Source organism: Proteus sp. GOKU (genome assembly GCF_015475555.1).
Lineage (GTDB): Bacteria > Pseudomonadota > Gammaproteobacteria > Enterobacterales > Enterobacteriaceae > Proteus > Proteus mirabilis_B.
Genome location: NZ_CP034105.1, coordinates 645,530 through 658,635, shown reverse-complemented (window position 1 = coordinate 658,635; position 13,106 = coordinate 645,530). Strand labels below are relative to the sequence as shown.

The following is a 13,106-nucleotide window of genomic DNA, read 5'->3' as shown; positions in this document are numbered from 1 at the left end:
CGCAGATATTATCATGAGAACACAAGAGAATTAAAAAGAATCTCAATATATTACTGATATTTAATATTGGATTATTGAGAATAGATAATAAAGAAATGATAACAATCTATTTTTATTTGGCTTTAACTGAAATTAAAAAAGGGAGCATAAGCTCCCTCTCTTTAATATTGAACAATATTAATTAATATTATTCATCAATATATTTAGTAATATAAGAAGCTGCCAATTTTTTCGCTTCAGCTAATTGTGCTGCATTTAATGTACGAGCAGTACGTTTTAACATAGCTTCATCACCATCGCCATTTTCAACAGCAACAGAGAACCATGCATAAGCTTCTTTCAGGTCGCGTTTAACACCTTTACCGTAGTAATAGTTTAAAGCAAGGTTATTTTGTGCCAGACCATTACCTTGTACAGCTGATTTTCTATACCATTCAACCGCTTTACGCGCATCTTTAGCAACGCCATCACCTTCATCGTACATTACGCCTAAGTTATTTTGCGCATCACGATTACCTTGGTTTGCTGCTTTGGTATACCAGAAAACTGCTTTAGTACCGTTACGTTCTACACCTTCACCATCATCATAAGAAACAGCAAGATTATATTGTGCATCAGAATGGCCTTGTTCTGCCGCTTTGGTATACCAAACTACTGCTTTTTCATGATCTTGTGCTACACCGATGCCTTCATCATAAGAGATACCAAGGTTGTATTGTGCATCACTATCACCTTGTTCACCGGCTTTAGTATACCAATATACTGCTTTCTCATGATCTTGCTCTACGCCATCACCATCATCATAAGAAACAGCAAGATTGTATTGCGCTAAAGAGACACCTTGAACAGCCGATTTGTTATACCAATAAACCGCTTTTTCTGCATCACGGTCAATATCATCACTCATGTCATACATAAGTGCTAAATTTAACTGTGCTTCAGCATGGCCTTGCTCTGCCGCTTTGGTATACCACTCCAGTGCTTTTTGTGCATCCTGCTCAACACCTTCGCCATTCTCATATTTTACGCCCAATTGATACTGAGATGCTGAGTTTCCACTTTCAGCACTTTTTTCAATTGCAGGTAAAGAGAATGCCGTTTTGCTTTCTGCCATTGCAGCGCCACTAAAAAATAACGATGCAAGTACCGTTGCCAAGACAATTTTTTTCATAATTCACCAATAATAAATAGAGTATTTTAATAATATATTTTTATAATTATTACCGGATAAATAATATATTCCAATCAATTTAATCTTAAAATTTACTTAAATGTTATTTTGAGAGAAAAAAAATGAAAATACCCATCTATATAAGATGGGTATTTAAGATTTTTATAAGAGTTTAACGACGAATTATAATAAATCCGCAATCATTTTCTCTAATTTTTCCTGATCGACAGCAAATTTACGAATACCGTCAGATAATTTATCTACTGCCATTGGGTCAGCGTTGTGATCCCAATAGAATTGAGCTTCAGTGATAGCTTCTGGACGCGCTTTCACTTCACCTTTGTAAGATAATTTATGTTCAACTTCACCTTCAGCTTCTGATAATTCTTTTAACAGAGCTGGAGCAATAGTCAGACGGTCACAACCTGCTAATTCTAAAATCTCACCCATATTACGGAAGCTTGCGCCCATAACAACAGTGTTATAACCGTGTTGTTTGTAATAGTTATAGATTTCAGTAACAGAAATCACACCTGGATCTTCAGCAGGAGCAAATTCTTTTTTATCTGTATTGGCTTTATACCAATCCATGATACGACCAACAAATGGAGAAATCAGGTAAACACCTGCTTCAGCACATGCACGCGCTTGAGCGAAAGAGAACAGTAAAGTCAGGTTACAGTTGATACCTTCTTTTTCTAATTGCTCTGCGGCACGGATACCCTGCCAAGTAGATGCTAATTTGATAAGAATACGGTCGTTGCTGATACCGGCATCATTATAAAGTTTCATTAGATGACGTGCTTTTTCGATACACGCTTGTGTGTCGTAAGAAAGACGTGCATCAACTTCTGTTGAAATACGACCTGGGATCAGTTTTAAAATTTCTAAACCGATATTTACTGCCAGTTTGTCGCAAGCATCAACGATTTGTTGTTCACGAGAATCGCTTTGTGAACGAGCCCATTCAATCGCTTCATCAATTAATTTACGATATTCAGGAATTTGAGCTGCATTTAAAATTAAAGATGGGTTGGTAGTTGCGTCTTGTGGCTGATACAGTTTCATTGCTGCGATGTCACCAGTGTCAGCAACAACAGTTGTCAGCTTACGCAAAGAAGTCAATTTGTTGGTCATTTTGTTTATCTCATCTACTAGGTAAATCTGTTTGCAGTCACCTGCGGATATCTATTGATAATAACATGGACTGCTCACACTACAAGACGCTTAGATTCATACAAAGCAATTATTTGAATGCCAAACGTTTTCGCAAAACAAAAGCAGAAAAAAACAAAAGATAATCACAGGCTGAATCGTTTAAATTGTCGAATTTTACGACAAATAAGAGAAACCATTGTTTTTTCCTATTACTATAATTTAGTCTTTAATCGAAAGAATTTGCTATATTTGGTCAACATTAAAATAACGTATCGAGGGAATTATGCTAATCACCATTTCACCAGCTAAAACACTGGATTTCGAATCGCCTTTAGCAACAACGCACTTCACCCAACCTGAATTGCTAAAATATTCCCAACAACTTATCGAAGAATGTCGAAAATTATCATCCAGCGACATCGCAAGCTTAATGAAAATAAGCGATAAACTCGCAGGATTAAATGCTGCTCGTTTTGGTGAATGGCAACCTAATTTCACACCAGAAAATGCACGCCAAGCTATTTTGGCGTTTAAAGGTGATGTTTATACAGGAATGCAAGCTGAGCTTTTTTCTGAAGATGATTTTCAGTTTGCACAACAACATTTACGCATGCTTTCTGGCTTATATGGTGTACTTCGTCCTCTTGATTTAATGCAACCTTATCGCCTTGAAATGGGAATAAAGCTAAAAAATAGCAAAGGCAGCGATTTATACCAATTTTGGGGAAATACCATTACAGAAGCATTAAACAAAGCGCTGGAAGAACAAGGCGATAATGTTTTAATCAATTTAGCATCTGATGAGTATTTTAAATCAGTGAACCCGAAGAAACTCAATGCTGAAATTGTTAAACCTGTTTTCCTTGATGAAAAAAATGGCAAATATAAGGTTATCAGCTTCTACGCTAAAAAAGCCCGTGGATTAATGAGCCGTTTTATTATTCAAGAAAAACTGACTAACAAAGCACAACTTAAAGAGTTTGATCTTGAAGGCTATCAATTTAATTCAGCAGGATCAGAGGGCAATACCCTAGTATTTAAACGCGCTGAATCTATGGCGAAATAGATATCGTTTAAATTGAATATTCAATAATTAAATAGCCCTAATTAAAGGGCTATTTTTTTAACCCTTAATACTCCCAAGACTTTACCACCACTGATAATGGCGACCATACTGATGGTGGAGTAAATTCGCTACCTTGCATTATCGTTAATTGTTTCTCATTAAACTGTGCCATTTCTTGAATAATCGCAGCAAGAGACTGTGTTGAAATCACACTTTGTTTCTCAATAATAGAAACCGTTTTATCTGCTTCATCTTGCGGTCTTTTTACAGTTAAAACAAACTGATTATCCTGTGTTTTATACTGCATATCATCGTCTACTTGAGAAGCAATAAGCTTATCGTGTTCTGATAATCCTGAAATAAAAAGATGACTATTGTTCCCCTCATCATAAACAGTCACTTCACCATAACGCTTTTTCACAATATAAACATTATTACCCGTACCACCACTTAAATAGTCATTGCCTGAATCGGAAATTAGTAAGTCATTTCCACTTCCGGCATTGAGATTATCATTTCCCTCTCCAGCAATTAAAACATGATGTCCGTGGTTAACGACAATATGATCATCCCCTTTTCCACCATTAATCACCGAACTATTTTTATTACGATTAACAACAATATCATTCCCTTCCATAGGCTCAATAATTGATAATAAGTCAACAGCCTGATTTGATTTTTTTTGAGAGGTAATTGAATAAAATGACGAATGAGAAAGAGAATATGCAGATAATGTCTCTTTATTTAAAGAGAGTGATTCAGGGATCATAAGTACATCATCTTCTGCTGTTATCGCTAAATTTAAATCAGTAATAGGAACAAGCGAACGTTGCCGACTCTCTTTTGTAGGAAGAGTAAAAACTATATTATCTTTATCAATAAAGCGAACCTGCATTCCTGAATCCCAAATAGCATTAATCTGAGAAGGTTCAAAAGCCAACTTTAAATGAGCATCTGGGCGATAACGATGTAATAGAACATTATTATGAAACATTAAATCAAAACCGCTAATATCAGATAGAAAAAAATTACTGGTATCGTGATGAGATAGTTTTTCGCTATTATCAGGAAATAAAATATTAATTTTTTCGTTTTTGTTAGAAGCTAAAAATGTTTTAATTTGATAACTGTCGTTGCCTGAACTTAGTGTAATAAACGAATTTTTTGTGATACCAAAGTAATGATTATCCTGAGAATCACCCTGAAAACCAAACCGTAAGTTCTCTCCCGCAGAAAATCCGCTGTATTTTAATTGTGGTAACAAGCTAATTGTCTTATTTTTATTCAAATATGAAAGAGATAAAGAGCTATTATTTTCATCAAGATATAATAATTGAAGATTTTCTTCAGTGTTATCATATTTATCTATATAACTAAAATCATATAATATATTATCTTTAATAGCTTTATTTTCACTCACTGTTAATATAAAACCATCCATTGTTGTTAAAGTATATTGATGAGCTAATGAATAATTTTCTCTGCCAGAATACACATTTCTTAGCGTTATTAAATGATAAATTGGCTCGTTATATTGATTCCCATCATTTACTTTAATATAAAAAACAATGTCTTTCTCTTGACGACGAATAGAAGATATTTCATCAAAATGATAGTTTAACCTTACAATACTAGATTCATTTTCACTTTTTTCATTAACAATTGTTTCAAACTGAATATTATAATTATTCTTTAAAGAAGCCCTTAAAATAAGATAATTATCAGTTCCATCACCACCTTCTGCATACCCCTCTTGTAAAACTAAAGTATCATTTCCATCTAATCCATATAATAAATCAGCACCACCAACACCATCTAAATAATTATCTTCTTGATTACCATAAATAGTGTCGTTGCCAAATTCGCTACCAAAAATATTTTCAATACTGTCTAAATAAGCAATAACTTCGTGATCTTGCAATACAATATTAGGCATAGTATCAGTTATTTTCGTTGAATAAAGATGTTCATTTTCTTGATAAAGAAAAAGTTTAGAATGAAAATTTTGACTATTTGTTTGATCTAATGAATGCTTAAATTTGACGTAATTATCTAATAAACTAATTTCATATCCTTGATATTTATTTGTTGTTTTTACAATACGAAGGGTATCATTCCCTCCTCGCCCATAAAAACGACTTGCATAAAGTGGAGACTCTGAAGTAAATAAATTAAACATATCATTTTTATTTCCTCCGCTTAATCGCTTAGTTCCATTATAGATATCAAAGGTATTCTTAGTATTTGAAGGAGCAGTAATAATATCATTACCATTATGAGTGTTAAAATAAAAATCTTCATTCTCACTCCAACCAGATGAATAATATTTTCTATTTTTATTAGATTTAATTAAATCTTCTATTACTTTATTTTCATTAAATAATAGGATACTGTTTTCTCTCGTTGTTTTCATCTTTTGAATAAAATCATCATCAACAATATTATCAAAAATAGGTGAGTCATTATCAGAAATAATATCTAGAGTATAACGTTTTAATTCATCGACATAAAAATCAATATCAAAAATAAGTGTTTCATTCGTCGCTATTGCTTCTTTAGGAAGATAGTATTTATATTCTGTTTTTTCTGCTCGTAAATGATAAGAAAGCGAAGCTATTGTTTCTGCTTCTTCTTGGCTTATATTTAATGATATTCGTTGAGCAACATATTCTCCTAAAGGATTTAAAATTGAGTCTAATGTTTTTCCCATTAGGTTAGGTATAACTTTATAGTAATAATATTCTTGATAAATTTGTTTTTCATTAGTGTAAAAATAACGACTAAGGTGAGATTGTTTTTTTATTTTCTCAAGATAACTAATCGCTTTCTTATCAATCATTGCTTCTAATTGGTTTTCTGCTTCTAAATAGATTATTTCATTTTTTTTGTCAGGAATAAGATCCCCCATTAAAAAGGCATAAAACCCGTTATTAAGCTCTTCTAGTGGTGTAAAATGAACTTTTGTTTTTGCTTCTTCGATAAGCCTTGCCGCATTATAAATTGAAGTTGCTAAAGCGATAACAGCGCCAGCAACAATACCAATAGGGCCTGCAATAGTAGAGCCTGCAAGCATCCCAATAGAAACCCCCAATGTGATTAATCCTGAAACAACGGCAAAAGAGCCATTGACAATATAATCGATGCGTTGTTTTTCACTAGTTTCAACTGAAATTCGGCTAAAATTATCGTAAGCATTATAAATATCGAATCCAATAGAAAGCACATTAAGCCCAATGCCAATTCTTGTGCTTATTTTATTGACGTATTCTAATGGATTATGTCTATATTTTAGTAATCCTTTAGCTAAAGTAATTTCAATCATTTCTGAAATGCCATTGTAAGCCATTTCAGACCACATAATGGCTAGATTATTAATGATCTCTTTACGTTCTTTTGCGGCTAATGATGGATTATTGAGCTGTTCAGCAAGCATAAATGTAGCGTTAATTGATTGCCACATACCAAACGTAATATTAGCGTAGCCGATTTTGCTAATTATTCGCATATGTCGAGGAATATTTAACGAATTTTTTCTCAATGTATTCCAATCATTAATATCATAGTTTTTACTACCTAAATTAATAATTTCAGAGAGTCTTTCAGATGCCATTAAATAGTCGATCCTACTTGTATCATTAGAAAGTAGGTGCTTAACTTTGTTTTGTTTGTTATTCAATAAAGTTCTAAAAAGTGAAATAATTTTCTTATCTTCTTCACTACCTGAGAGTGAAAAAAAATAATCATTAAGGTGATAAGGATCAAATGTTAATTTTTCTTCCCATTTAGCCAAACTATTCAGCGAGATGGAATCTATATTTTCATTATTTATTTTCGCACCCAAACCAATTAATAATCTTTTATTAAAAGATATATCATTTATTTTTACTATTTCTTTATTTTTATTAGAGGCAATATTATTTCTGCTATCGAAGAAATCCAAAGCATTTAAATTACTTTCTTTATCAAGTGCTTTAGCGGGTGAAGTTCCTTCAATACCTTTTTTATTATTCTCTATATAAATAGCATTCTGAAGAGTATCGATTAAGCCTTTATAGTTTTCAAATGTAGAAATATTATCAAGTAATACTCGATATAGAGTGCCTTTTTTATTTTCATCAAAAAATGAAGAAAGTAACTCTTTTGATAGTAAACTTAAGTTATTTATTAGCTTAGGATTATCATATATAGCATGCACAACCTCAATAGCTTTATTTTCCTTTTCTGTTAAAGAGAGAGCGTTATCTTTATATTGAAAAGTAAAAAAGCCATCATCAAAAGAAACTTCCCCCATTAAATATTGATTAAATTTTTTATTAATCAATGGATCATATATTGCCTGCTGTAACTTACTTTTAATCATGCTTTTTTCTGAAGCGTTAAAAACAGCAGATAATTCATCTGAGTATATTAAAAGTGCATCATGCATAGAAATATTATTATTAATTATTTTATCAATTAACTCTTTTAAGATTATTCTATGCTGTTCAGCATTAATAATATCTACTTTATTAATTAATGTTCCAATCTGATCAATCGTAAGTTGATAACGATTATTTTTGATATAATTAAAAATATCTAATATGGTTATATCATCTGAATAATCATAAATTAACGTTTTAATCTCTTTTTTATAACCTATTTTAAATTCACTGTTATCACGATAGTGAGGATATAACTCTGAAGTAAATTGGTATAATTCTTTTGTTGATTTTTCATTTTCAATTTTTAACTTATCTTCCATTGAAATGGGAACAAAATCACTACATTCCACTTCAGGAATAATTACATTGGATGATATTGTACTTGCTAGTAAAGGTTTATCAATATACTGTCTTTCAATAACAGGTTTAATAATAACATGCTCTTTTAACAGTGAAATTTTACTATCGCTAATTTGATAGATCGGCATATTGAGTCGTTGAGCAATACCTTCAATAAAAAAATCACCATATTGATAACTTAGCAACTTTTCTCTTTTAGCAAGCACAATAGTTTTTTCATTAAAAAACTGATTTTCTAAAATAATATTATATAATTTTTCAACTTCATTTTTCTGTTTAATAAAGTCTTGATTAAAAAAAACCTTATCACTATTTCCGGCCACTGTAATTCGTATTTTATTTTTCATACAATAATCGAGAAAATGACTTACTTCTGACCTATCTTTTAGATAAGATATTAATTCTTCACTTTTAATACCATTATAAAAATAATTTATAATATCATCTTGATAAACAGAGTCTATATTATCAACAATAATATTGTCTATCACTTTATCAGTAAAAATAGTATTTTCAGAAAATAAAAATTTAAACGTTTCTTTATTATCATCAAATAATAAATAGCTACAATCTATTTTATTCTTGTTTTTATTTAATGACTTTTCTAAAAGAGTACGAGGATCATCTTCATTAAGATAGAAATTATTTTGATGATAATCATAGTTTTTTTCACGATAGTTATTAAGAAAATAATTTTCTAATTGAGTTATTTCATGAATAATCATTCTATTAACAAATTGATGATTTATAAAAAGATCAAAATATAAATCATGATAAGAATTTAAGCTTCCCTCTCTTTTCAAGTCTATTTTATTTTCAATAAACCTGATTAATTTATTTACATTATCATGTTCTTTATATTCTAATAATTTTTTATAATTTTCTTTTAAATGTAGTTTACTTTGATCTTCTATCAAAAATGTATTTTTTAACTCAGGAATATCAATTCCTTTAATTATTTCATTTAAGTATTGGTAATTTTCTTTAAATTCAATTGTATAATCATATCCATTGATACCCACGCTTCTATTTTTATCCAATAGTAAATAAGGGCTTTCAATAATATTATTGTAAATAAAATTACTAACGCCATTTCTCCCACCATTAATTTCATTAATCATTAATTGATAAAATTTTGCAGTAACTGAACTATTCTTTTTAGATAAGGCTATTAATTTATCTTTCCCATAAATTAACTCATCATAAAATAATTTACTTTCTAACTTTTCTTTTATTTTATTTAATATATTAATAAGAGACATATTTTCATTATCATGATTAAAATATTCTATTTTATTAATAAGAGAGAAACTTGCTGATAATTTATCAAAGTATATATTTCCCTCCAAGACATCTATTAAAGAAATTATTTTATTTAATAAAACAGATTTATTCCCTTTTAATAAATAACTATTAATTTTAATCAACTCACGATAGTATATATCACTAAACTCAACATAATTTTTATCTCTTCTTATTTCTTGAAAATTATCAAATTCAGATTCTTGAATATTTATATCACCATTATCACTTTTATTTAAGATAATCTTACTAGCTTTATTATTTTTTATTATTTCAGAAAGATAATTTTTTATTAAATAAATTCCTTCATCGACATTTGAATCTTTTACAATAACTTCTATAATTTTATTATCTCTGTTAAGCTCAACAATAAGATCTCGCTGTTCATTATAATGAATAATTCGCCCAGTAATGTTGTCATTGAAAGGTAATGAAAAACCTATTTTCTTTATATTTTCTGCAACACATTTATTTATCTCTACATTATTATAATCCCAAACACTTTGGTAATTTGAAACTTCACTTTTTTTATACTCATCAAAGATAATATATTTCTCATTATCAATTTCATGCGAGCCATAAAAGTCCATTTTATTATCTAGCACTTCTTTTATAGACGTAATACTCGAATATTCTAATAACTCACTATTAGAATCAAATAAAGAAAATTTATAATTATTCTCAGAATATTTTTTATAAGAAATAGCAATGGCATGATCTTTAAAGGCAATAATAGAATAATAATCATCATAATTCTTCATAACATCTACTAAGTGTTTATTAATATTATCTTTATTAAAGACTACTTTTTTAACCTGCGATCTTTTTAGTCCCCGATGCTCTAGTATTTGACTATATTCAAGTGATTTTAGTGCATCAAAAACAAAGTATTGTAATTTTTCACCTAATCTCTCCATTTGAAAGTGTTGAGAAATTATAATACTCTTAATTTCTTTAATTAGGTTTAATATCTCATACTCTTGTATACTATTAAATAATATAGAATCCAGTTTATCGACTATAGATTCTTTTTCATTTTGATAAGAGCGTATATTTTCTTTTAACCAGAATAAATATTTATTTCCTCCTTCTAAGCCATTATTTCTAACTTCAACTAAATAATTTAAACTCAACCCATAACATAATCCAGCTAAAGTATGAACATGACTAAAATCATAATTAGTTTCAGTAGAAGCAATCAGATTAACTCGACTCATAACTCTTTCTAAAGGCTTTAATAGATCGGTATATTGTGAAAATCGCTTCATAATATTATTTTTTATTTTAGTAATAAACCACCCCGTACCCACTTTATAAAGTAAATGTTCTCCACTCTCTTTTATCTGACCGTATTTAGATTTTGCAATTGTAAATGCTTCTTCTATATCATCGACATAAATATGTAGTACTTTTTCTGTATTTTCTAATTTATCTCTGATAATAAAAATATTTTTATATGAATAACTTTCATTTAATTCAATAGATATGTATTCATTAACATTTATTTGTTTCTTTTTCTTAATATCATTAATTATTTCTCTAAGAATATCTTTATTATTTATCTTCCAATTTTCTGCATTATTAAAATAGCTAACATATTCTTTCCTATTATAAAAACGGTAATATAAAAAATCACTATTACTGTTCTCACTTATAATATTATAAACTTTATTTATTAGTTCATTCTTATTATAAAAAAAACCAGCATATCCATCAAAGTTAATAATTTTAAAGTTATTGTTTTCACTATCTATTTGTATAAATACCTTATTATCATCAAATTCCAAATAGTAATCACCAGATAAATTATTCTGAATTAATAGTTTTAATCGTTCTTTTTGAATTTTACTGGGTTCTCTACTTGCTAATTTAGCGCTATTAAAAAATAAAGCCTCTATACTTGAATTAATTTCTTTTCTAATAAAATCAATATTTTTTGTAAAATCATTCTTATGATACAGCAAGAAATTATTCTCTATTTTTTCTAAGAATTCATCTGCAGCGTATTCATTTTTAGAAATAAAAATAGAAATGTAATTCTCAGTTAATATTCTTTTTACAGATTTTATCTTGAAAAATAATTCAGACCTATTTTCTTTTATATGATTTTCTATTTTTAATACAATACTATTAATATTATCCTTAAACGTTACCTCTTTGAATCCATTCATATTTAATTTCCTTGATTCTAATTAATTTACTTACAGGAAATAAAATATATAAATTTATTTTTACTTTTTTTAAATACTGATTTTCCTATTTTAGATAAAAAAATAGCCCAACACTTTGTTGAGCTATTTAATTAAATACGTATCTAATTATTTAATGTGATTATTATTTAGGAGCTCGTTCAAGCAAAAATGCACGTAATTGAGCAAAATCAGCAGGTAAGAAATGTGAGAGTAACTCTTTATCTGCGCGCTCCGCAAGCTCTTTAGGAAGTGGCAATTCACCGCCCAAAATACGCTCTACACTTTCTTTAAACTTCGCAGGATGTGCAGTGCCTAAGAATAAACCGTACTCACCCTCTTGAAGCTCATCACGCAGTAAACGATATGCAATCGCAGCGTGAGGTTCTGAAATATAGCCTTTCTTCGCAAGTTCACGCACTGTTTCTTCGGTTGTTTCGTCACTCACTGAACCATGAGCAAGATCAGAAAGATCCCAACCTTTACGGCAATACAATTCTTCAATACGAGGCCAGTTATTTGGTTGACTAACATCCATCGCATTAGAAAGTGTTGCAACAGTACGATGAGGCTCCCATTTACCATTATCTAAATAACGAGGAACAGTGTCATTCACGTTAGTTGCTGCAATAAAACGCTTAACTGGTAATCCCATGGATTTAGCCAATAAGCCTGCAGTTAGATCACCAAAGTTACCACTTGGTACTGAAATCACTAGCTGCCCATGTTTTTCAGCAGGAATTTGTGCAACAGCTTCAAAGTAATAACAAATTTGAGCAAGTAATCGGCTGATATTAATGGAGTTCGCCGAGTTCAAATACATTGTTTTCTTTAAGAACTCATCATCAAAAGCTTGTTTTACTAATGATTGGCAAGCATCAAAATCATCTTTAATTGCAACAGTGTGAATATTTTCACCTAATGTACAGAACAGTTTTTCCTGTAACGGGCTAATTTTGCCTTCAGGATAAAGAATAACAACTTGTACATTTTCTAATTTGTAGAAAGCATGAGCAACAGCGGCACCCGTGTCACCTGATGTTGCCGTTAAAATAGTCACAGGTTGGTTGCCAGCAACTTCTGACAACATTTGCGCCATAAAGCGACCACCAAAGTCTTTAAATGCCAGTGTTGGACCATGAAAAAGCTCTAAACAACTCACGTCATCTTCAACTTGGGTTACTGGTGCTGGGAATGCAAATGCGGTGCTAATACGTTTTGCTAATACATCAGCAGGAATTTCATCACCAATAAAGGCCGTTAAAATGCGGCTACTGCGTGTTGCAAAATCAAGTGCTAATAATTCATCAATTTCAGCTTTAGAAAACGAAGGTAAGTCTTGTGGAAAAAAGAGCCCTTGCTGTTTACCCAAACCTTGTTTTACTGCTTGAGCAAAACTGACTTGCTCTTGATTATCTTTCAAATTATATAATTTCATG

The 13,106-nt window shown here is 30.1% G+C and carries 5 protein-coding genes; 1 reads left to right on the top strand and 4 read right to left on the bottom strand.

From position 1 onward, the window contains the following. Nucleotides 1-187: 187 nt before the first annotated feature. Nucleotides 188-1,171: a tetratricopeptide repeat protein gene (locus tag EHE21_RS03105; RefSeq protein WP_194951815.1), complete on the bottom strand. Its 984-nt coding sequence runs from the start codon at nucleotides 1,169-1,171 to the stop codon at nucleotides 188-190. 183 nt (nucleotides 1,172-1,354) lie between these two features. After that, nucleotides 1,355-2,308: a transaldolase gene (tal, locus tag EHE21_RS03100; RefSeq protein ID WP_088493764.1), complete on the bottom strand. Its 954-nt coding sequence runs from the start codon at nucleotides 2,306-2,308 to the stop codon at nucleotides 1,355-1,357. A gap of 304 nt (nucleotides 2,309-2,612) precedes the next feature. Here tal and yaaA point away from each other — a divergent pair, with 304 nt between their 5' ends. Next, nucleotides 2,613-3,395 (top strand): peroxide stress protein YaaA, encoded by a 783-nt coding sequence (yaaA, locus tag EHE21_RS03095; RefSeq protein ID WP_194951814.1) that lies wholly within the window; start codon nucleotides 2,613-2,615, stop codon nucleotides 3,393-3,395. Between the two features lie 64 nt (nucleotides 3,396-3,459). On the opposite strand, the gene EHE21_RS03090 is transcribed toward yaaA, so the two are convergent. Continuing rightward, entirely contained in the window at nucleotides 3,460-11,649 is an 8,190-nt protein-coding gene (locus EHE21_RS03090) for a calcium-binding protein (RefSeq protein ID WP_194951813.1), read from the bottom strand. Between the two features lie 163 nt (nucleotides 11,650-11,812). Then, nucleotides 11,813-13,105: a threonine synthase gene (gene thrC, locus EHE21_RS03085; RefSeq protein ID WP_194951812.1), complete on the bottom strand. Its 1,293-nt coding sequence runs from the start codon at nucleotides 13,103-13,105 to the stop codon at nucleotides 11,813-11,815. Nucleotide 13,106 lies beyond the last annotated feature (1 nt).

What these genes read in the sequence shown, in the direction of transcription:
- EHE21_RS03105 (WP_194951815.1), bottom strand. Translation starts at nt 1,171, where the DNA reads ATGAAAAAAATTGTCTTGGCAACGGTACTTGCATCGTTATTTTTTAGT.
- tal (WP_088493764.1), bottom strand. Translation starts at nt 2,308, where the DNA reads ATGACCAACAAATTGACTTCTTTGCGTAAGCTGACAACTGTTGTTGCT.
- yaaA (WP_194951814.1), top strand. Translation starts at nt 2,613, where the DNA reads ATGCTAATCACCATTTCACCAGCTAAAACACTGGATTTCGAATCGCCT.
- EHE21_RS03090 (WP_194951813.1), bottom strand. Translation starts at nt 11,649, where the DNA reads ATGAATGGATTCAAAGAGGTAACGTTTAAGGATAATATTAATAGTATT.
- thrC (WP_194951812.1), bottom strand. Translation starts at nt 13,105, where the DNA reads ATGAAATTATATAATTTGAAAGATAATCAAGAGCAAGTCAGTTTTGCT.